This window comes from Alicyclobacillus acidoterrestris, assembly GCF_022674245.1.
Classification (GTDB): Bacteria; Bacillota; Bacilli; order Alicyclobacillales; family Alicyclobacillaceae; genus Alicyclobacillus; species Alicyclobacillus acidoterrestris.
Map to the genome: position 1 here is coordinate 2,830,688 of NZ_CP080467.1, position 21,744 is coordinate 2,852,431.

General features: G+C 51.9%; 23 protein-coding genes. 9 read left to right on the top strand and 14 right to left on the bottom strand.

The features are described 5' to 3' along the window. Positions 1-80 precede the first annotated feature (80 nt). Together K1I37_RS13770 and hprK are read left to right on the top strand one after the other, a co-directional pair. Complete coding sequence (locus tag K1I37_RS13770; RefSeq protein ID WP_021298552.1) at positions 81-1,028, top strand: ROK family protein; 948 nt, start codon at positions 81-83, stop codon at positions 1,026-1,028. Positions 1,029-1,060: 32 nt separating this feature from the next. Beyond that, positions 1,061-1,993, top strand: a complete 933-nt coding sequence (gene hprK / locus K1I37_RS13775; RefSeq protein ID WP_021298551.1) for an HPr(Ser) kinase/phosphatase — start codon at positions 1,061-1,063, stop codon at positions 1,991-1,993. Positions 1,994-2,066: 73 nt separating this feature from the next. Here the strand turns inward: hprK and K1I37_RS13780 are convergent, their stop codons facing one another. The 4 genes from K1I37_RS13780 to K1I37_RS13795 form a co-directional block, all read right to left on the bottom strand. Beyond that, positions 2,067-6,479, bottom strand: a complete 4,413-nt coding sequence (locus K1I37_RS13780; protein WP_021298550.1) for a PolC-type DNA polymerase III — start codon at positions 6,477-6,479, stop codon at positions 2,067-2,069. Between the two features lie 364 nt (positions 6,480-6,843). Next, positions 6,844-7,521, bottom strand: coding sequence for an LrgB family protein (locus tag K1I37_RS13785; protein ID WP_021298549.1), 678 nt, complete (start codon positions 7,519-7,521; stop codon positions 6,844-6,846). Then, positions 7,511-7,876 carry a CidA/LrgA family protein gene (locus K1I37_RS13790; protein ID WP_021298548.1) on the bottom strand — a complete coding sequence of 122 codons (366 nt, stop codon included), beginning with the start codon at positions 7,874-7,876 and terminating at the stop codon, positions 7,511-7,513. The genes K1I37_RS13785 and K1I37_RS13790 overlap by 11 nt, the downstream gene beginning before the upstream one ends. Before the next feature lie 55 nt (positions 7,877-7,931). Beyond that, positions 7,932-8,366 (bottom strand): MarR family winged helix-turn-helix transcriptional regulator, encoded by a 435-nt coding sequence (locus K1I37_RS13795; protein WP_021298547.1) that lies wholly within the window; start codon positions 8,364-8,366, stop codon positions 7,932-7,934. Positions 8,367-8,784: 418 nt separating this feature from the next. Between K1I37_RS13795 and K1I37_RS13800 the strand changes: the two genes are divergently transcribed. Then, a complete protein-coding gene (locus K1I37_RS13800) occupies positions 8,785-10,164 on the top strand; it encodes a sugar porter family MFS transporter (protein WP_021298545.1) in 1,380 nt (459 codons plus the stop codon). Between the two features lie 133 nt (positions 10,165-10,297). Here the strand turns inward: K1I37_RS13800 and K1I37_RS13805 are convergent, their stop codons facing one another. Continuing rightward, positions 10,298-10,591 (bottom strand): spore coat protein, encoded by a 294-nt coding sequence (locus tag K1I37_RS13805; RefSeq protein ID WP_021298544.1) that lies wholly within the window; start codon positions 10,589-10,591, stop codon positions 10,298-10,300. Positions 10,592-10,606: 15 nt separating this feature from the next. Beyond that, positions 10,607-10,822 (bottom strand): hypothetical protein, encoded by a 216-nt coding sequence (locus K1I37_RS13810; protein ID WP_021298543.1) that lies wholly within the window; start codon positions 10,820-10,822, stop codon positions 10,607-10,609. Between the two features lie 601 nt (positions 10,823-11,423). Between K1I37_RS13810 and K1I37_RS13815 the strand changes: the two genes are divergently transcribed. The 3 genes from K1I37_RS13815 to K1I37_RS13825 all read left to right on the top strand — a co-directional run bounded on the left by K1I37_RS13815 (position 11,424) and on the right by K1I37_RS13825 (position 14,469). Then, entirely contained in the window at positions 11,424-11,570 is a 147-nt protein-coding gene (locus K1I37_RS13815; protein WP_021298542.1) for a hypothetical protein, read from the top strand. A gap of 482 nt (positions 11,571-12,052) precedes the next feature. After that, positions 12,053-13,042, top strand: coding sequence for a DMT family transporter (locus K1I37_RS13820; protein WP_021298541.1), 990 nt, complete (start codon positions 12,053-12,055; stop codon positions 13,040-13,042). 95 nt (positions 13,043-13,137) lie between these two features. Continuing rightward, a complete protein-coding gene (locus K1I37_RS13825; protein WP_021298540.1) occupies positions 13,138-14,469 on the top strand; it encodes a hypothetical protein in 1,332 nt (443 codons plus the stop codon). 130 nt (positions 14,470-14,599) lie between these two features. Here the strand turns inward: K1I37_RS13825 and K1I37_RS13830 are convergent, their stop codons facing one another. The 8 genes from K1I37_RS13830 to K1I37_RS13860 form a co-directional block, all read right to left on the bottom strand. Then, positions 14,600-15,106, bottom strand: coding sequence for a hypothetical protein (locus tag K1I37_RS13830; RefSeq protein ID WP_021298539.1), 507 nt, complete (start codon positions 15,104-15,106; stop codon positions 14,600-14,602). A 152-nt stretch (positions 15,107-15,258) separates the two neighbouring features. Then, positions 15,259-15,729 (bottom strand): GNAT family N-acetyltransferase, encoded by a 471-nt coding sequence (locus K1I37_RS13835; protein ID WP_021298538.1) that lies wholly within the window; start codon positions 15,727-15,729, stop codon positions 15,259-15,261. 134 nt (positions 15,730-15,863) lie between these two features. Beyond that, positions 15,864-16,409, bottom strand: coding sequence for a class I SAM-dependent methyltransferase (locus K1I37_RS13840; protein ID WP_021298537.1), 546 nt, complete (start codon positions 16,407-16,409; stop codon positions 15,864-15,866). Between the two features lie 8 nt (positions 16,410-16,417). Continuing rightward, a complete protein-coding gene (locus K1I37_RS13845; protein ID WP_223204298.1) occupies positions 16,418-16,921 on the bottom strand; it encodes a MerR family transcriptional regulator in 504 nt (167 codons plus the stop codon). Between the two features lie 66 nt (positions 16,922-16,987). Then, entirely contained in the window at positions 16,988-17,491 is a 504-nt protein-coding gene (locus K1I37_RS13850; RefSeq protein WP_031219300.1) for a GNAT family N-acetyltransferase, read from the bottom strand. 191 nt (positions 17,492-17,682) lie between these two features. After that, positions 17,683-18,048, bottom strand: a complete 366-nt coding sequence (locus K1I37_RS21920; RefSeq protein WP_146824596.1) for a DDE-type integrase/transposase/recombinase — start codon at positions 18,046-18,048, stop codon at positions 17,683-17,685. Positions 18,049-18,439: 391 nt separating this feature from the next. Further along, positions 18,440-19,075 carry a nuclear transport factor 2 family protein gene (locus tag K1I37_RS13855; protein ID WP_021298534.1) on the bottom strand — a complete coding sequence of 212 codons (636 nt, stop codon included), beginning with the start codon at positions 19,073-19,075 and terminating at the stop codon, positions 18,440-18,442. A gap of 12 nt (positions 19,076-19,087) precedes the next feature. Beyond that, complete coding sequence (locus K1I37_RS13860; protein WP_021298533.1) at positions 19,088-19,603, bottom strand: RNA polymerase sigma factor; 516 nt, start codon at positions 19,601-19,603, stop codon at positions 19,088-19,090. A 120-nt stretch (positions 19,604-19,723) separates the two neighbouring features. Here K1I37_RS13860 and K1I37_RS13865 point away from each other — a divergent pair, with 120 nt between their 5' ends. From K1I37_RS13865 to tnpB, 3 genes are all read left to right on the top strand, one after another. After that, a complete protein-coding gene (locus tag K1I37_RS13865) occupies positions 19,724-20,950 on the top strand; it encodes an IS256 family transposase (RefSeq protein ID WP_206920083.1) in 1,227 nt (408 codons plus the stop codon). Between the two features lie 108 nt (positions 20,951-21,058). Next, on the top strand, positions 21,059-21,385 hold the full coding sequence (tnpA, locus tag K1I37_RS13870) for an IS66 family insertion sequence element accessory protein TnpA (protein WP_206917310.1): 327 nt from the start codon (positions 21,059-21,061) through the stop codon (positions 21,383-21,385). Further along, on the top strand, positions 21,372-21,734 hold the full coding sequence (gene tnpB, locus K1I37_RS13875; protein ID WP_021295534.1) for an IS66 family insertion sequence element accessory protein TnpB: 363 nt from the start codon (positions 21,372-21,374) through the stop codon (positions 21,732-21,734). The genes tnpA and tnpB overlap by 14 nt, the downstream gene beginning before the upstream one ends. Positions 21,735-21,744 lie beyond the last annotated feature (10 nt).

The window sequence follows — 21,744 nt, forward strand, 5'->3', positions numbered from 1 at the left end:
GCGTGTAACAGATATACAAAAGACCACAATCTCGAAGCACAGCCGGGATTACGGACGTCTGCTGAAGGGGGATCCAATCTGTGACACTGTATTTCGGAGTCGATGTCGGCGGGACAAGCATTAAGACCGCGTTAGTCACAGAAAAGGGAGAAATGGTCACCAAATCATCATTTGCCACAAATCCTCACAGGTGCCCTGAGGACGTCTGCAACGAACTGCAGGGCGTTCTGCATCAGGCCGTAGAAAAGGCTGCTTGTAGCATGTCGGACGTCGTTGGCGTCGGTGTCGGACTACCTGGCTTTTTAGATCTACAAAAGGGCGAAATCATCAAATTACCGAACATCGGATGGGAACGGGTTCCATTTATTCAAATCGCGGAAAGCGCATTTCATCTCCCTGTCGTCATGGAGAACGACGCCAAGGTCGCCGCGCTCGCAGAATCCTGGATTGGCGCTGGACAACACGCGCTCGCGTTGGGCTGTGTGACGGTTGGGACGGGGGTCGGTGGCGGTTTTGTCGTTCACCAACGGCTGTATCGCGGCGTCAACGGGATGGCCGGCGAGGTCGGTCACCTGACAGTCGACAAAGGCGGCCTGCCCTGCCATTGTGGTCGGCGTGGTTGCCTGGAAACTGTCGCGTCTGCGACCGCCATGGTACGCCGCGCCAAGGAGTTGCAAGCATCGGGCCAATTGTCGGACGAAATCGCGATTGACGAAGCCAAGACCATTTTTGATCTCGCCGAAAAAGGCGACAACATCGCGCAACAGATTATTGATGAAGCTGCGGATTGGCTTGGATTTGGCCTGTCCATCATCGCCGGTACGGTCAATCCCGATACCATTTTAATTGGCGGCGGCATCTCAAAGGCCGGGGACGTCTTCCTCCGCCCAGTGACCGAAGCGTTTCGCCGATACGCATTACACCTCGTGGCGGATGCGTGCACCGTGCGCGCTGCAAAGCTGACAAACGATGCGGGCGTCATTGGAGCCTCCCGCCTGGTTTCACAGCGTGAGAGCTTACGGCGATAGTCTGAAGACACGCGAATGGAGGTGTGCATGAGGTGGACCGTCTAACTGTACAACAGCTCATCCAACAGTTTGGCCTCGAATTGCTCGCAGGCGAACAAGGCATATCCCGCGCCATTGAAAGTGACGACATTCACCGCCCAGGCCTTGAGTTGACAGGGTATCTCGGATACTTCCCAAGTGAACGCATCCAAGTCCTCGGGCGAACGGAAATCACGTACTTGCAATCGCTGGATGCCGACGAGCGCGAGTTGCGCACCCGCGACGTCGTCGCGTTGGAGCCGCCGTGTTTCATTGTCACGCGCGGTCAACAGCAGCTCGAATTCTTCGTCAAGCACTGTGATGCACACGGCGTGCCCTTGTTGCGGACAGCGAGCAAATCGACGCCGTTCATTAGCCTTTTAGGCAATTATTTAGAACGTCAGCTCGCCGAAGAGCAATCCATTCACGGCGTCTGCATGAACATTTTCGGCGTCGGCGTATCGCTTCGCGGTGCCAGTGGTATCGGGAAAAGCGAAGTTGCTCTGTCGCTGATCGAACGCGGCCACCGGCTCGTCTCCGACGACATCGTCCGCGTTAAAAAAGTGGGGCCTGACGCACTCGTCGGCACGCACAACACCAACAACCGAGAGTTACTGCATCTGCGTGGCATCGGCTTTATCGATGTGACGCGGCTGTTTGGCTCCGGGGCATTCCAGGATGAAACGCACCTCGACGTCGAGATCGAGCTGATTCCTTGGGACGATCACGTCGACACCGAACTCATCTCCCTCGGCTCCGAAGGCAACACTTCCGAATATCTCGGCGTCGCGATTCCGCATATCGAAATCCCCGTGCGCCCTGGCCGGGACATCGCTTCCCTCGTCGAAGTGGCCTGCAAAAACTGGCGACTCAAGCGCGAAGGCTACGACGCACTCGCGGTCTTCCAGGAGCGCATTTGGTCAAATCCGGACGCGGAGCATCCGTGAGATGACCGCATTCGCACATGCCAAAAGGGCCATCCGGCAGGGAATCCCCCGCAGAATGGCCCAAAACCAGCCATTACAACAACAAGGACAATTGATTCGACGATGGCAACCCCTCTAAACAGCCGTGGGCGTCCAACAATTCAATGACCGTCTTGGATGCGCGCGAGCGCTCCTGAAGATCTTCCACAGAGAGGAACGGCCCCTCTTTCGCGGCTTGGGCGATACTTTTAGCAGCCGATTCGCCGACGCCATCCAGCGCCGCAAACGGCGGCAACAACCCGTTTTGTTCCTTGACCACCTTGAATTTCGTCGCATCCGACTCATAGAGGCTCAGCGGCAAGAAACGAAAACCACGAGCCGTCATTTCCAGCGCCATCTCAAGCACCGTCAAGAGCGACTTCTCCTTCGGTGACGCCTGGAACGACTTCGCCTCAATCTCCTCGATTTTCGCGCGAATGGCATCGTAGCCTTTGCCCATGATGTCGAGATCGAAATCGTCCGCACGCACGGAGAAGTAGGTCGCATAGAACTCCAACGGATAATGCACCTTGAAGTAGGCGATGCGAACCGCCATCAACACATACGCCGTGGCGTGCGCTTTCGGGAACATATACTTAATCTGCTTACACGACCAGATGTACCAATCTGGCACGTTGTTGCGCTTCATTTCCTCTTCCATCTCAGGCGTGAGGCCTTTGCCCTTACGCACACTCTCCATAATTTTAAAGGCGAGTGATGGCTCCAGCCCAGCATAAATCAGGTAAACCATGATATCGTCGCGGCAACCAATGACGTCCTTGAGCTTACAGACTTTGTCCTGAATCAACTTTTGCGCGTTGTTCAGCCACACGTCGGTGCCGTGGGACAGACCCGAAATCTGCAGCAACTCCGCAAACGTGCTCGGTTTCGTATCCTCGAGCATTTGCCGGACAAATTTCGTCCCAAACTCCGGAATGCCGTACGTACCAGTTTTCGAGCGAATCCGCTCAGGTGTCACTGGATGGTTGGGATCAACCGTCAACGCCTCCGTACCCGAGAACAGCGACATCACAGCCGGGTCGTCCGTCGGAATCTTTTTCGGGTCTAATCCCGTCAAGTCCTGCAGCATGCGAATGACGGTGGGATCGTCATGACCCAGAATATCGAGTTTGAGCAAGTTGTCGTGGATGGAGTGGAAGTCGAAGTGCGACGTGCGCCACTCTGCATCCTTATCATCCGCCGGATACTGAATCGGACAGAAATCGTAGACATCCATGTAGTCCGGCACGACGAGGATACCGCCTGGATGCTGACCGGTTGTCCGCTTAATGCCCGTGCATCCCTGAACGAGCCGCGTCATTTCCGCGTTGCGCAGGTTCCAGCCCTTTTCTTCCGCATACTTTTTGACGTAACCAAAGGCCGTCTTCTCGGCGACCGTCGCAATCGTTCCTGCGCGATACACATAATCTTCGCCAAACAGCACCTTGGTGTAGGCGTGCGCTTGCGCCTGGTACTCCCCGGAGAAGTTCAAATCGATATCAGGCACTTTATCGCCTTTAAATCCGAGGAACGTCTCGAATGGGATATCGTGTCCGTCCTTGTCCAATTCAGTTCCACACTTCGGGCACGCTTTGTCCGGTAAGTCAAAACCAGAACCAACTGACCCGTCCGCGATAAACTCACTGTATTTACAACTCGGACAGCGGTAGTGCGGCGGAAGCGGATTGACCTCTGTGATGTCGGACATCGTCGCCACGAACGATGAACCGACCGACCCACGGGACCCAACCAGATACCCATCATCCAGCGACTTCTTGACGATTTTGTGCGAGATGAGATAGATGACCGAGAAGCCGTGCGTCGTGATGGAGTTCAATTCCTTCTCCAGTCGCTTCTCGACAATCTCCGGCAATACCTCACCGTACAATTCGTGCGCCTTGGCGTAGCACATATCACGGATTTCCTCTTCGGCGCCCTCAATTTTTGGCGTGTAGAGCTTATCCGGGATTGGCGAGACGTCCTCAATCATGTCGGCGATGCGATTCGTGTTCGTCACGACAATTTCCTCGGCCAATTCCGGCCCAAGGTAGGAAAACGCCTCAAGCATCTCGTCCGTCGACATGAAATACAGCGGCGGTTGGTCGTCCGCGTTCGGGTCTTTTTGCGACTTCAAGAAAATATCGCGGAAAATGGCGTCCTCCGGGTTCAGAAAATGCACGTCCCCCGTCGCGACAACCGGCTTCCCGAGCCGCCGAGCGATATCGATGATGGTCCGATGGTAGTCTTTCACCGACTCAATCGACGGGATAATCTCGTTGCGCAAAAGCGGTTTGTAATGCGCTGGCGGCTGAATTTCCAGGTAATCGTAGAACTCCGCAATTTGCTCGAGTTCTTCCCCTGTCTTACCGCGCAGCAGCGCATCAAACACTTCGCCATTCTGACAAGCCGAGCCAATGAGCAGCCCTTCGCGGTACTTGACCAACAAGCTTCGCGGTACGCGCGGCACACGGTACAAGTACTTCGTGTGCGACTCCGACACAATCTTGTAGAGGTTCTTCAACCCCACCTTGTTCTGCACGAGCACAGTCAGGTGGAATGGACGCACACTCGTATAGTCAATCTGCCCGTCGTCGTCATTCAACTGCGACACCTTCGTGAAGCCCTGGTCGATGGCATCTTTGAGCATATACTGAAAGACTTTCGCCAGTGCCACCGTGTCGTCGAGGGCGCGGTGGGCGTTGACGAGATCGACCGAGAATTTTTTGGCCAGCGTCCCCAACCGGTAATTGCGCTCACGCGGGTACAGCTTGCGCGCCAGCGGCAACGTATCGAGCACGACGTTGGTCCACGGCTCCATACCAATGCGCTTCGCACACGCCCGCAAAAACGCCAAGTCGAACTCGGCATTGTGGGCCACAAGCACTGCGTCGCCCACAAATTCGCGAAAGTCCGGCAGGACTTCGTGCAGTTTCCGCTTGCCCCGCACCATATCGTTTGTGATATGTGTGAGCTCCATGATCTTCTGGCTGATCTCCACTTCCGGATCGATAAGCTCCGTCCACTCTTCGACAATCTCGTTGCCGCGCACTTTCACGGCCGCAATCTCGATGAGCGTGTGTTCAGCGGAGTTGAGGCCTGTCGTCTCGGTATCAAAGACGACCCATGTCGTCGAATCGTCAATTTGCACATCGTTGTTCTCATCCAATTGGTAGACGATAGGCACTCCGTCGTTGACCACGTACGCTTCCAACCCGAGCAAGCATTTGAGATTGTTCTTTTTCGCCACGCTGTAGGCCTCAGGGAATGACTGAACCACCCCGTGGTCCGTAATCGCAATCGCCTTGTGTCCCCATTTGGCTGCCTGTCCGACCAAATCTTTGACCGGCACGACAGCATCCAAAGCCGACATCGGCGTATGCGCGTGCAACTCGACGCGCTTCACGGGCGCCGTGTCCTTGCGCACTTTGCCTTCAGCCGGGCGCATATCCTGAATCAGCAACACCAGTTCCTTGAGGAAGGTGTCGTACTGCACCTGCCCCTGTACGCGCACGTAGACGCCATCCTTCAACCCAGACAACGCTTCGAGTTGACGGTCGTTGTTCACAAACATCTTCGCCGTGATGGAATCCGCATTGTCGGTGATGTTGAACTGCACGAGCGTGCGTCCACTCGGGAGCGTTCGCACCTCCGACTGGAAGACGCGCCCCTCGACGGCCACGCGCCGCATCTCGTCTTGAATCTCTTTCATCGACGTGATCGGCCCGTCAATCGCCCGACCGATATGCAAGGGTTCCACAGGCTCGTCATTTCGGCGATCCCGCCGGTACCCCCTATCCCCCTGATAGGACGGCGGCGCCTCTTTCTCCGCCATCTGGGCCTGCTCGCGATGCGCTTGCTCCTGTTCAATCATCACCTGTTCGACGTGCTTGCGCTCTTCCTCGAGCAATTTCTGGCGCAGCGCCTCTGCCTTATCGTCTGCGGCGCCGTCAAGCTGAACCGAGACCTTCAGGTCCACGCCGAAAAGCGACTTCATTTGCTGTGACAACCACACAAGCGCCCCTTTGCGCTCCAGTGACTGTTGTTCCGCCTCATTGCTCACCAAAAACGTCAGTTGACCGTCGTCAAACCGCCGTTGCGCCTGGCGCAGCCATGTGGCGGCAACCATTTCATCCTCCTGATACCATTCCAACAACGCGTCCAGCATCGACGCCGTACACGTCTCATCGTAGGCCGGCGGCGCATAGGCGAATGCGTAAGACACAGTAGCACCATATGCGGTAAAACACTGGGCGGCTTCCTGCAGGGATCGATAATCCTTGACATATTGCTGACAGACCGCCGACGTGCCGCCCTCATCTACGTTCGACAGCTCTAGTGGCATCAAAAAAATGTCGACGCGATTGACTGTTGGGTTCACCACGACCCGCGAGACTATGCGCTCGACCACGTCCCTCGGCAAATTCACTTCATCTGCCGCTTGAGGCGCATTCAAATCATCCTGTTGCATGCTTCTAACCCTCCGCGTCGCATCTATCAGGCGAAATCGCTTCGCAACAGATTCTACGATGTCTATCACTCAACATCTATGAGTGTACCACGGGTTGGCGCCAATGTTCATGGGAATTAGGGCCGCTTCGGGCGATAATCGAGAACGTACAAGACGCCTCATCGCCCATTCTCCGTCCTGTTCATCGGCAATTGCACAAGACCGACTAGAACAACATAAAAACGAGCAGTCCTCATCTATCCCAACCCTTTCATTCCATGCCAACCATTCCTTGAAATGAATTCGAGATTTGGATGATGATTCCTACTCGTTGCACAAAGTCTGGTTCCTCGTGATGACAGCGGTGACGACAGCGCGCCGCCTGCTAGAGTACGGGAACCAAGTACGGCGCGAGAAACAAGGTGACAATCGCAGCGATAATCATCGAGATACTGCTCATCGCCCCCTCCACCTCACCGAACTCAAACGCCTTGCTGGTACCTGCTGAGTGGGCACTTGTACCAAACAGCACGCCGCGCGCAATCGGTGTGCGAATCCGCAACATGCGAACGACGATAGGGCCAATCGTAATTCCAGTCAGTGCCGTAATGATCACAAACACCGCCGTCAAGGTCGGATTGCCGCCAAGCGCGTTGGAGACGTCCATCGCGATCGGCGTCGTGATACTTTTCGGCACCATACTTTTAATCAACGTCAAATTGAGATGCATGAGTTTCCCAATGAAATACGCTGCGACAATTGCGATGAAAACGCCGGACAGGATACTGACGACCATCTCCATGATATTCTTTCTGAGCAGCTGAAAGTTCTGGTACAACGGAACCGCGAAAGCGACGGTCGCCGGCTGCAAAAAATACGTGATGATGGAAGTGCCCGAGCGATACTGCCCATATGGAATATGCGCCACCAGCAACAACGCCACTAAGAGAAGTGGCGTGATTAATATCGGCGTCAGCAAATCAAACTTGGCCTTTTTGTAAATCCAGCGACACACGATAAAGAAAAATATGGTGACACAAAAACTGAAGATCTCAATGACCATGGCGCATTCTCCGTTTGATGATAACAAAGAGTTCCGTCATTCCACCGCTGACAATCATGACGGCAATCGTGCTCAACGCGATAACCAGCACCAAACGCAAGCCTTCCGCGCGCAAGAGCGGTAAGTATTGAATCACGCCAACCGCCGATGGAACGAAAAACAGCAGCATTTGGGACAACAACAATTTCGATCCCGGCTCCACCCAACCAACAGGAATCACCCGCAATTGGAGAAGAAGCCAAAGCAGCACAAGGCCGATGATGCTTCCGGGAATCTGCACGTGCGTCCACATCGTCACCGCGTCGCCAAACAGTGAAAAGAGCACTAGAATCGCCACTGCAACAATCTGTTTCATTTTCCCCCACCTGTCTTAAGCTGTAACTGTCTGGCTGAAAAGATCATCAAAGGGCTCAATCGATAAACGTCCGATTGAGCCGCGACAAGAACTCCCCAAACTTCGCGAGGTCTTCATCTGACCACGATGCCAACAGCGCTGCATATCGCCCATGTCGAATTTCCATGGTTTTATTTAATCTCTCGAGTCCTCGCGCGGTAATTTCAAACGCGCTCATGCGCCCATCAATGGGATCAGGAATCCGCCGAACCAACCCCTTCGCCTGCAGCGCAGCGACTTGGCGGCTGATGGTCGACCTATCCAGATGGTGTATATCCGCGAGGTCCTTCAGTCCGACGGCACCCGATTCTTTGAGTTGACGAAGCAGCAGGTACGACGGCCTATCCAGTGCTCCAAGTTGCTGATGCAGCGCGCTAAACGCCATGGCACGTCGCACGAGAAGCGCAACTTCGTATTGAATCACATCAATGTTGTCTCTTTCTGTGTCCAACATCCATCCCCCAAAACACCCGAAAGTCTCACAGCCGATTCAAAATCGCCCAAAAACAAAAATGTCCCGTACCGACGGAGCAGACGGTACGAGGCCATGGGGTTGATGCATATCTGAGGGGTACTAGGTATGCACTGATTGTAAGCCTCGGTCGTCATGCGAATCAATGAAACATGTAGACCACACATTTCCATTCACGCGTCCGCCGCACCGTCCCCACCTCTGATGCTACCGCACTTTCAATACCATCACATAAGTACGCACAAATCATCACTAAAACGCGGGCTTCTCCATTATAAACTATCACAAATTTGCACATACGCGCACAAAACGCCATAATACGGATTGCCGCCTCTTGGACAAGGGGCGTTTGTGCGCGTTCAGTTGCACGCTTTCAAGAGATAAGGAGTGAACAAGAGTGGCGTCTACACAGAAAGCCAGCATTGGCTTTGTCACACTCGTATCCATCGTGGCGGCCATTGGTGGTCTGCTTTTTGGCTATGACACCGCAGTCATCTCCGGTGCCAGCCCTTTCATGCAAATTAAATTCACACTCGGCCCCGGAATGGTCGGATGGGCCGTATCTTGCCTGATGATTGGCGCCATCGTCGGGGCAGCGTTCGCCGGCGCACTCAGCGACCGCTTCGGGCGCAAGAAGATGCTAATCACGGCAGCTATCCTGTTCTGTATCGGATCCATCGGATCCGCCATCGCCGCAACGATTACGCAGTTCGTTATCGCGAGAATCATTGGCGGCGTCGGCATCGGCGTGTCTTCCACACTGGTCCCGCTGTACATCGCGGAAATTGCACCCACGAAGCACCGCGGTCGCCTGGTGTCGCTCAATCAACTCGCCTGCGTCATCGGCATCTCGGCAATTTATTTCGTCAACCGCAGTGTCACCGAGGCCGGTACGCACGCTTGGGACGTAAACACCGGCTGGCGCTGGATGTTTGGCCTTGGTATTGTCCCTGGCATCATCTTTATGGCACTCCTATTCACCGTGCCGGAGAGCCCAAGATGGCTTGAAAAGCAAGGGCGCACAAGTGCAGCAGAACGTATTCTCGAACGCGTCAACGGCACGGAAGCAGCAGCTATAGAGATGCAAGAAATCCGTAAGTCGTTGCAGTCGGAAACGGGCACCCTCAAACACCTGTTTAAACCTGGATTTCGCGTGGCACTCGCTGTCGGCATCATCCTGGCGATTCTTCAGCAAGTCATTGGCATCAACGCGATTATGTACTATGCCCCGGAGATCTTTAAAGAAACCGGCGCCGGTACGGATTCAACCATGGTTGAAACCATTATCGTAGGTCTCGTCAACCTCGTTTTCACATTAGTATCGGTCTGGCTCATCGACAAAGTCGGCCGCAAGGTTCTGTTGCTCATCGGATCCGCCATTATGGCCATCAGCCTTCTCATCATTGGCTATGCGTTCCACACGGGCAATACGGGTACGCTCGTCCTCATTCTCGTCTTGGTATTCGTCGCCGCATTTGCGGTCTCGTTTGGCCCGATTGTCTGGCTCATCATGGCGGAAATCTTCCCGACGCGCATTCGTGGGCGTGCAACCGCTATCGCTTCCGTGGCGCTTTGGGCTGCAGATTACCTCGTGTCGCAAATGTTCCCGATTCTTCTCGACGATGCGGGCGCAGCCATTACGTTCTGGGTGTTCTGCCTGATGGCTATCTTCGCATTCTTCTTCACCCTCTGGGTGGTACCGGAGACCAAGGGCAAATCGCTCGAACAAATTGAGCGTGACTGGATGAGCAGCAATCAGAATTCGATCACCCTTTGACAAAGAGGGGTTGTCCCGGTTTGGTCACAGGACCTGACGTGGGACAACCCCCTTCTTCATTTCTCCAACCACGTACCAGCTCCCGCACTTAGACGCAACAGGCCCGCTGAAACTTCCTGATGACGACTGAAGCCTATTGAAGCCCTAACGCGGTGTTGGCATTCTGCATGTCGAGCTGAATCTGCTTCGACACATCGTGTGCGTGATACCATCCTTTTTCCATCATATAGTTACTCACTTGCTCATGCGCATAGATAGCGTCATCCAGATGCCGACGCAGCACGGCCCGAACATCCGGCGATGTCGTCTCCGTCAAAGCAATCGCATAATTCCGAACACCGGTCTTAATGGACACCAGAAGATCTGCGGTGACAACTTGATCTGTCATGGCTGCTGTACCCGTAAGATTTTCGACAATCGGGTTCATACGATCACCTCCTTCTTATTGAATGGATGTAGACGTTCCCCTAGAAAGCAACCCCTGCAAGTCTTGAATATGTTGTTTATCCGTCGACACACAAGTTTGCAGAAGGTTTTTCAATTTCTCGTCACTGACCAACGCTTTCATCGTGACGGACTTCGTCATACACACATTTTTAAACGCCAACAACTCGTGAACTTCCATCGTCTCATGCGGTGCCAACATAGAATCTGCCATGATCTTCACCTCCACTTCCACAGACTAAGGTGTCCGTCTTCCAAGACGGGCATGCGGAAGTGGCGGCAGGATGCGGTGATGGTGCGTGGCAGCGTGATCCGGCGCGCAAGCGGAAAATGTGAGGTGGCGGCGGGATGTTCGAGGAGTCCGCGCTGGCGGGGATTGTCTTAATAAGACATTCGCATGTCTGCCGGTGCCAATAAGACACGAAAAATGCACTAATGCTCGGTTTTCAGCCTTTATCGGGTAGCTTTTGAGTAGATAAGGTATTTTTTGTGTCTTAACGCTGCTGAACCTGGCCAAATCCAGAATTAGAGCAGATTTTGTACCTTATTTGCCGCGTGTCACACGATTCGCCGTGCTCCGCGCCCCGCACATGCTCCACCCGCGCGCCACCCACACGACACGCCCCCACGGCTCAACCGGATCAAGACGCCTGCCCGCACAAATTCGCGTGCAGGGTTCCCATCCGTCACAAAACATGTAGCCGTCCATGTGAAAAATCAGATTCTGTCACAATTTTGATACACAAAATGCACGATTTATCTACATGAATCAGCACGCAACCAAGGTATATTAAAAGCAAGGAGGTGTAGCCGTCATGTTAATTTATAAGATGGCAGAGCAACTACGTAAACTTCAAAAACAGGGACTCAGTGAACAGGAAGCTGCGAGCAAGCTCGGTGTAAAAACACAGTTAGGTGGGCTCAACCGCGTCGTACGCGCTCGAGAAAAAGCAAAAGCGTAACGTAACACACGATACACAGAGCAGCAGGCAATGACTATCAACAACCTAAAGACAACCCAAGGCGTCGTATCCAGTTGTCCGTGCATCACAAAATACGGATGTCCGAGTGGTGAGTCCAATGATGACCATAGGAAAAATACCGTAGGCAAAAAATCGAGCCCACTACGCCCATTTTCCGGCGACGAACTCCAGTTTTGTACCATCTGTACTCCAGTGGTGGGTAATTCCCTATTTATCTTCTCCGAATCTCAACCGCCCCTTCGTCCTCTCTTCTAGACTTATGACTCATCTTGTCTACCCATGCGCATCAAACCATTTCGAATTCTAAACAAACCTTCACACAGGCACTTCCAACTACCCCCAGTCACTTCGAACAACCGCTTCGAAAGCCACTTCTTACAGCGATGCGCGCCATCGACGCACGCCTTGACGGAGCGCTTTGTCGTCTTCCATACTGATCACATCTACGGGAGGTGACACGTGTGGAATTTCGGCAACCACTCCATATCGAACTCGGGCGAAATCCATCGACGGTTCATGAAACGACATCTGACAGCGTCATTCACGGCAAATACCGCCATATAAAAGGAATTACCATGGTCCTACTCGGCGCTGTACTCTGGGGCGTGTCCGGGACTGCCGCGCAGGTGCTATTTCAGCGCGACGGGTTAAATCCCGCTTGGTTAGTCAGCGTGCGCATGACGACCTCCGGCTTGCTACTATTGATTGCTTTGTCTGCCCGATTCGGGTTCGCGCACACCTTCGCTATCTGGAAAAATAAAAGGGATGCTTTTGGCATCGTGCTGCTTGGCATCATTGGTCTTCTTGGCGTGCAGTATTCCTACTTCGCCTCCATTCGCTATGGAAATGCGGCCACGGGTACCCTGCTTCAATACTTAGGCCCCATTTTTATCACCATTTATGTGGCATTGCGACGTCGCCGAATGCCGAGCGTCAAACAGTTGACGGCAGTCCTCATCGCGCTCCTCGGGGTGCTATTCCTCGTCACAAACGGGAATTGGCACAGTTTATCCATTGCTCCGTTGGCTGTGGTATGGGGGTTAATCTCGGCCATCACGCTCGCGTTTTACACGCTCTACCCCGCAGCATTGCTACGAACGTATGGCGCTTCCACCGTCATGGGATGGGGCATGCTCATCGGTGGCATCGGGATGAGCCTGATGGCTCCACCATGGACATTTTCCGGCCACAGCGGACCTGGGACCTGGTTTCTCGTAGGATTTGTCACGTTGTTTGGAACGCTGCTCGCCTTCTATATCTACATTGCTAGCTTAAAGTACATCTCAGCATCGGAAGCCAGTCTTCTAGCGTGCGGCGAGCCTCTATCCGCAACCATTCTCACCGTCGCGATCCTTCACGTGCCGATGAGCTGGTCCTCCATCCTCGGCGCAATCTGCATTCTAACGACGGTCACCATCCTGGCCCGGAGCAAATCAGAACAAAGCGAATGATGTAGAAACCTCAACCATCACACTGCACAAATATGGTAGAATAGGAATTGTAACCGAATTGATGGGTTACCGATTCCTATGCAGGAGGTTAACGCATGAAAAAATGGATCCCCAGTCTTGCGACCGCACTGACCGTTTTGGCTGTCAGTAGTCCTGTCGCGCTCGCTGCAACTACCAATAAACCCACGACCGGTACCCTTGTCTTAAACAACGACACCATCGCATCCCCGAACCTGATAAGCAAAGGTGGACAAACATATACACCAGCTTGGTACGTCATGCAGGTTTTGAAATCCGCCGGCATCCAAAGTACCTGGAAAGGAAATACCTGGGCCATCACCTCTACAGGCAGTCAAGTCGTTGCAAAGAAAGTCGCGAACATTCCGGATAATCAAGTTGCCGTCGTGATCGATGGAAATTCGGCGCTCAAGTTGCCAAAGCTTGTCGCAGTCGATCCGGCCTCGCACCAACGCACAACCTATCTTCGACTGACGGACCTTACAACCGTCTTGCAAAAATTGGGCCTCCAGGTGGATAACGACGGATCGTCCTTACAAGTACAAACACCTCTCGTGCATACTTTAGAGACTGCAATGGAAAATGCGCAAGCCGCGCCGAATTCTCAACTTACGGGAACGATGACGGAGCACATCCAATTTAATCTCACGCCACAAGGCCAAACAGATCTACAAGGCGCCTTGTCGTCATTGGACATGTCAATGAACATGACCGCACAAACGGGGACCGTCAATGGTGAGAAGGCCACATATATTTCGATTCAACCAACGCTGTCATCAGACGGGGACAATTCCTCCACCATCCCGTTGCCTGGAGATACAAATTCGTCGTCCGGGTCTCTTCCAACGATTCAAGAGTACATCCAAGGGACAAAAGTATGGGTGAATGAAGGACAAGGGTGGCAAGAAGAGACGAGCGCGGAACAAACGCTTACGGAACTTGAGTCAGAATTGCCGACGAACGACGTCGACTTCACGGCACTGCGGAACATTCAAGCGACGAAGAGCGGTGACACAACGACCTATACCGCAACCCTCGACAACACCGCCATCCAGCAGATGCTCTCGCCCATCATGGACGCCATTACTGCAGAAGCCTCCAGCGGCACCGACGACTCCGGTATAACCCCAGACCAATTGGGCCAACTCATCGACACGGTGCTCAAAAATATGAAGGAAACTGTACAATTCACCGTGCAACCGGTCAACGGCGAAGATCAACTGACAGCCGAAAATATGACATTGGATATGAACCTGCCAACAAAGAGCATTCCTTCGACGGATCCAACCGATGACATCACGAAAGACGTCACAAGCATCAGCTTGCACGAAACCATGAAAGTCAGCTACACCTATCAGGATGTCACCATCACGCCACCAGCAGATCTGCCAACCGACGGCGCACAATAAGCACAACCCGCAACCGCGTAACGATATTTAGGCTGCGCAAGGCGATTCTGTAGGGCCAAAGAATAGGGGAACTTGACTCAACTTTGGTCCTACTTGTGCGCCCCACAAAGATACTTCCCTCTTTAGCCACTCAATTTCGTTTACGCGGTCGAAACCCCCGTTGTCGAGACAGCAAATCTACCAAGCGTTTGTGGTGCGCGTGCAAACGCCTGCGCACATACCAATAGCCGCCAAGCAAAACCAACAGCAAAAACCCAAACATAGACAAAATCCAGAGAAAGGGAATCGCTTGATACAACTTTGGCGCGAACGTGATGGAGTTTGGGGATGATTCTTCAACGACGACAAACTGCCCGTCTAGCGCCAATAAATGCGACGTTGGCGGGAGCAAATGCGTCTGACCGTGATTGTAAAATTTCAGGTAACCTTCTTCGTCATACCCCTCGTATTTCCAATCCCCAATGACCGTCTCACCCACAGTTGCATCCCGCCAGAGCGGATTGACCGTGTTGAACGGAATAAGCCATTTGTACAGTTCAATCAACACAAGGATAAAAAGCGGGAGGGACACCAACAGTAGCCAAACGCGAATCTTTGACTTCTTCCGTTTTTTCGCCAGAAACCGTGATGGTGCCATGCTCGAACCCCCATACCGTCTCGCGAGTACCTCATACAACGAAGGCGACAAGACAACCATGCGATATTGTATGAAGCTAGGCGTTCAAGCATGAACTGGGGTGCCCAGAGGAGGATTCGATGCGCTGTCCACGTCGATGGCCTGTCCCCTGTTTAGAGAGTCAAGCTCCAGCGTTCTTCAATTAGCAATTGATTCGATAAAACGCTCATCTTCTGTTCTACAAGTTTAAAACCAAATTTTCCGTACAAATGGCGTGCGGATTTCAATGAACGATTCGTCCACAGGATAATCGTTTCGTAATGATTGAGGCGGGCAAAGTCAATCGCTTGTTGAATTAAACTCCGACCATAACCGAGCCCACGAAATTCTGGCTCGACAAGAAACAGTCGGATTTGTGCTGTTTTATCGTCCACTCTTGTTAACACAATAGACCCCTTTGGACTTTGCTGGATATCTAGAATCCATATATGCTCACTTGTCCTGTCTCCTTTGGATATAAAGTCGTTCACGCTATTCGAAATAAAATCTTTGAAAGATAAGTCATAACCGTACTCCCGATGGTAAATATCATAATGGGCGTCAATGATGTATTGCGCATCTGCATCTTCAAACGAACGTATCATCAGACCGCACTCCTTCCGGAACTTCGAAACAAAGTCTACACGTTGACGTAAGGAGAAGGTCAATGGGGACTCTGACCAAAGAAACGAAGATTCAACTGAGGATACAGATTCAGCAACGTTTATAGATGCATTGTTTACAGTGCACCTTTTCGGGCGAACATGAGGTGCGTCCAAGTGGACAATTGATAGGCCTCCACTTGATAACCCCGATTGATAAGCCATGTCACAAGGACGGTCCTGTCTGCAAAGTGATGCTGCTCAATCGTCGCTTGCGCTGCGTGACAACCTGTTGCTGACAGTGTCGCCTCATGCGCCTTCCTGTGCGCGGCATCGACAAACATGACATCGGCGATGGCGAGACGACCTTTCGGTTTCAGCAGTCTATCCATCTCCCGCAACGCAATCAGCTGTTGATCAGGCGATAAATGATGCAACGCGTAACTGGACACAGCAAAATCGAATATTCCACTGAAAAATGGCGCCGTCAACAAGTTGCCTAATTTGATGTCCAACTCGGGAAACTTGCGGCGACATCGGCGCAGCATCTGGGTGGACTGATCGACGCCTGCCATCACACATCCACGCGCTAAGAAACGCCCAGCTAAATTTCCGGTGCCAACACCAAGTTCAACGCCGGATTCCCCTGAAATGGGCTCAATGGCTGTTACAATTTCTTCCAATACGTTATCTAATCGTAATAAATAGCTAGTGAGTTCGACACCTGTGCAACCTGCTCATCAAATTTGGACGCCAAATCGTCAAAATGCCAACGGTCCTCCCAGTTCTCCCTAGCCTGTCGCATCCCCCTGATTCCCTTCACCGCGCGAACCAGATCGTTTTGATGCAGCACGCCTTCGGCTCGGTAACGCATAACCGCGCTCTCCAACTGCTCGATGATATCAGCTATCTCCAGCCACTGGGCATACAGCGACTGCCTCTGCCATTCTAAATAGTCCGTAACTTTATCCGTTGAACCGTGATCAATCTCGTCGAGAACCGCACGCATCTGTTTTACGGACATCCCCATCTCGCGCAGGGCAACAATCGTCTGCAGCCTCCAGGCATCTTCCTCCGAGAACAGACGATAGCCACTCGCATCATCCCGCTTCGGCGCTATTAACCCACTTTCCTCGTAAAACCGAATCGCACGCGGAGACACCTGCAACCGTTCAGCCAGTTCCCGTATACGCATATATGCCAATATAGTCCAGCCTCCTCCGTACGCTCGCGCCCTGAACGCGGAAATATCCCTCAAAGCCTAAGCAAGCAGTTTCGCCATCCAATACTCGTCAACATATCGACCGTCGACAAACAGCGTCTCACGGGCCGTTCCTTCAATTTGAAAGCCCATCTTCCGGTACAAACCAATGGCTGCCTCGTTATGCGTCATGACAGTCAATTCCAACCGGTGGACGCCAACCGTCCTTGCCCACGCTTCCACCGCCCGAAACAGCGCCGTGCCAATGCCTTGTCCGGTATACGCCTGGAGAATGCCAATGACCAAATACACCGTTCTCCGGTTACGCCGCACATGGCCACCCATCGCCTGGATATGTCCCACGATCCGTCCATCCACCTCAGCCACAAACGCCGTTTGGTTGTCGCGACCGAACATCGACGCCAACCGCGCGCGCTCCTCCGGAACGGTCGTTTCTCGTTCTCCCGGCTCATAGAGCATGAACGAGGTCTCTTCGTCCAATTGACGGCATAATTGCAAATACGCCTCTGCGTCCTCCATCGCGATTTTCCGCACGTGAACCATAGCCACCAAAATCCACTCCCTACGAAATCGATCTGTCTGATGTGTCTATAGAATATCAAGGATCAAAAATGGGACCGACCCTCATCTTCAGTTAAGCGTGACCCAAGCCACTTTATGGCTGTTTCTTCGTGACGCACCATTGTCATAGCAGTTCCCCTTGCGGCTCATACTGCAAACCATGTTGTACTGCTCTAGTTTTGCCTGGTATTCATGTGAAGCGTATTGTGAACCGCGGTCAGAGTGATGAACGAGTCCTGGTGCCGGGGATTTTGTTCCCAGGCCATATCTAATGCGCCGTCCACTAGGTCGGTTGTCATACGGACACTCAGCTTCCACCCCACTATCTTGCGTGTAAATAAATCTAATACACTTGCTAAGTACATCCTGCCTTGGGCCGTGCGGATATACGTAATATCCGCCACCCATACCTTATTGGGTTTCGAGGTTGTAAACTGCTGGTTTAACACGTTTGGCGCCACCGGTAGTGAATGATTCGAGTCTGTTGTATTGACGCGAAATTTCTTCATAATACGGGAACAAATCCCCTTTTGGCGCATGATCCGTCCAACTGTTTTCTCCGTAACCTTACGGCCTTCCCGGAGAAGCAGTTGCGCATTTTGGGGCTATCATACAAACCATTACTGTCCTCATAATGATGCACAATACGTTTCATTAGTTCTTCACGACGCTTTTGTTGCTCACTCACCGGTGCATTCCGCCACTTGTAATAACCGCTCCGCGACACACAGAGCACTTTGCACATCTTCTCGATCCGAAAAACGGAGCAATGGTCCTCGATAAATTGGAACCTTATTTCCGGTGACACCTCGTTATTGGATTAGTTATATACTCATATAACCCAACTCGCTGTGTCCACTTTTTAGTCCGCTATCAATTATGTACCAAAAGTGACCTTGACATTTAAGCAAGATCACTTTTTGATATAACTTAATTTCTCGGCATTATTTGGGTCACCGGAGGCGAAGCTGTAGGATCATCTAACCCAGGGGTGGCGGTTACAGAGTTCCCTGAACTTGGTGATGATTTGAGTTTCAGAAACGCGACTTTCCATTTTCCATTCATCTTTTGAAGATCAAAGTGGTAAGTCTGTTTATCAACTGAATTTATGGTTAACGAAGTGTTTACTACTGCATGGGTTGAGTCTGTATATTGCACGTTCAAGATTGAAAAGCTCGTTGGTTTTTGGTCTTTCCATTGCTCGTAATGCTGTAATTCTAACTGTTGAGTCGGATAAAATTCGTCATAAACATAGGTAGTCGCCTGCAACAAATTGCCCTTCTCCTGAGCTTGTATCCATGACTTCACTACTCCCTCCGGAGTTGTTGGATAAGATGCCGACATGGTTGCTGTTGTACTCTTCGAGTGATTGTTAACCAATACTCCACCGACAGAGACTGCAATTACAAGTCCGGCTGCAACAGCGATATAATTTACAGCATTAATCCTTCTTCTTGGCTTAGATGAGGATCTTAGAATTTTTCTCCAAATTTCGTCTCGCTTAGCTTCACTCAACGAGACATCTTTCCACGGTCGAAGCAGCTCAGCGGCGTCCTTTTTATCCATACGTATCCTCCTTCACATACCATTCCCGAAAGAAAGGGCTCTTCGGAGTTCATTGGTACCCTTTGTTTCAAGTCGATATACCTTGCTTCTACTTATCCCTAGGATTTCAGCGATCTCATTAACTTGTAAATCCTCAACGTGTCTTAGATAAAGAACATTACGCTCTTCAATAGATAAATCTTTTAAACTATCCATGATTTCTACAAGAGATTCTAGGTGTGAGTGTGATTCTGAATTTGCCAATGGGAGTAACCGGTTTAACCCTGTCGTTGTAATCCTTTTCTTGCGTAAACTATCACGTATACAATTCTTTGCAATCACAAACAACCATGTCTTTGGCTGAGCTTCCTGACGAAAGTTTTTCCAGCTTTTTATTGCCTTTATAAAGACATCCTGCACGATATCCTCTGCCTCTTCGTGTGCGTGGGTGGAAAACAGTGCAAATCGATAAACGTCTTGTGCGTACTCCCGAAACAAAATTTCTACTGCATTAATTCCATCTACATCCGTAAGCGTAAAACGCAGCACACCTCGTAAGGCTAGTTAGAGTCTTAGGTAGTGGTGTAAATTCCACGGCTAGATCTTGACGAAAAAGCCATCGAGTGCAATCTACTAAAAGTGTCGAGCAATTAGTAGGGAGGCACATCGATGGCTTCTACAGACAAGATCGCACTTTTGGAGTTAATTCGCAAGATCGGATTAGAAGATGGTGATGTCGATTTTTTGAAGGAAGGGCTGAGAGTCCTAACCCAGGCAGTGATGGAGGCTGAAGTGAGCTCCTTGATTGGCGCTGAACGGTATGAGCGCAGTGAGAAACGCAGCAATAGCCGTAATGGTTACAGAGAACGGGAATGGGACACCCGTGTCGGAACGATTGATTTGCAGATTCCGAAGCTTCGGAAAGGAAGCTACTTCCCCAGCATGCTAGAGCCTCGGCGGAAAGCTGAGAAGGCGTTGCTGTCCGTTGTTCAAGAGGCGTATGTGCATGGTGTGAGCACCCGCAAGGTGGACGAGTTGGTTGAGTCTATGGGCATTCAAGGAATTAGCAAGAGTGAAGTATCTCGTATCTGCAAAGAGTTAGACGAAGTAGTGCAGGAATTTAAAAACCGCCCACTTGAGGGGACATACCCATATCTATGGTTGGATGCGACATTCCCGAGAGTCCGTGAAGGCGGACGAGTTCAGAGTATGGCATTTGTAATTGCAATTGGCGTGCGAGACACCGGTGAGCGTGAGGTGTTGGGGTTTGACATTGGGACTAGTGAGGATGGCTCGTTTTGGCTGACATTCATCCGAAGTCTGGTTGCGCGTGGGTTGCGTGGTGTACAGCTGGTAATTAGTGATGCTCACGAAGGACTGCGCAGTGCGATTGGCTCTGCGTTGACCGGAGCGACCTGGCAGCGCTGTCGAGTTCATACAATGCGCAACATCCTCAGCCAGGTGCCTAGAGCGTCGCAACCGATGGTCTCGTCTATTGTCCGGACCATATTCGCTCAGCCAACACAGGAAACAGCCAAACAGCAACTGGATGTGGTCGTAGAGCAACTTCGTGGAAAGTTTCCAAAGGCGATGGATGTCTTGGAACGTGCAGAGGAAGACGTGCTAGCGTACATGGCATTCCCGAAGGAACACTGGAAACAGATATGCTCGACAAACCCACTTGAGCGCTTAAATCGTGAACTCAGGCGACGCTTCGATGTCGTTGGTATCTTCCCGAACCGAGAGTCTGTCATTCGTCTAGGCGGAGCAATCCTCCAGGAACAGAACGATGAATGGATTGTAGCAAGGCGCTACTTTAGCCGAGAGTCAATGGCAAAACTCATGAGCACTCAAGAACCGCAATTACTGGCGCCAACGTCAGTTTTGCATAAATAGCCGACACGAAGTGGTTGCACTCAATTTACACCACTTGACGGGACACCACCTAAGGCTACACTCTGGGTGGGATAATCTCCTCAAATGAAACTGAGGAGAGTGAGGTACATGTCAAGAACCGAGCTACGTGAAGAATGGGAGAGTCGCCTCACCGAGTTTGAGTCCAGTGGGCAAACGGCTACAGTCTGGTGTGCGGTGCACGGGATCAATATTCATCGCTTTCGCTACTGGTCCAGCAAGCTTCGAGGGAATCGACGAAAGCCTTCAAATGGAGAGGTTCGTTGGCTTTCAGTGGAGATGGAATCAGTCATTAAACCGAGCAGTAACGAAGCGCTCACTGTTCAGGTTGGTCAAGCCAGGATTGAAGTGTCTGAGGGCTTCAACACCAAACTGTTCATACAGGTCGTTCAGGCTTTGGCAGATGCTCATCCATGAGGCGAATTCAGAGCAACGGGTGTACTTGGCGAGCGGCAGTACAGATCTTCGTAAGTCTATCGACGGGCTGGCAGTCCTGGTTCAAGAGGTCTTTCAGCTCAGTCCATTTTCGCCTTCCCTCTTCGTTTTCTGCAACCGAAAACGAGACAAGCTTAAAATCCTAGAGTGGGATACGAATGGATTCTGGCTCCATTATCGTCGTTTGGAACGTGGTCGCTTTCAATGGCCGGACGTAACGAACAGCGAAACGGTTACGGTCAGTCGGCAGCAGTTGCGGTGGTTGCTAGACGGACTGTCCATCACCCAACGACAGGCTCATAAAAAGGTAACCGCGCGCACGGTCATCTAGTCTCTCAGTG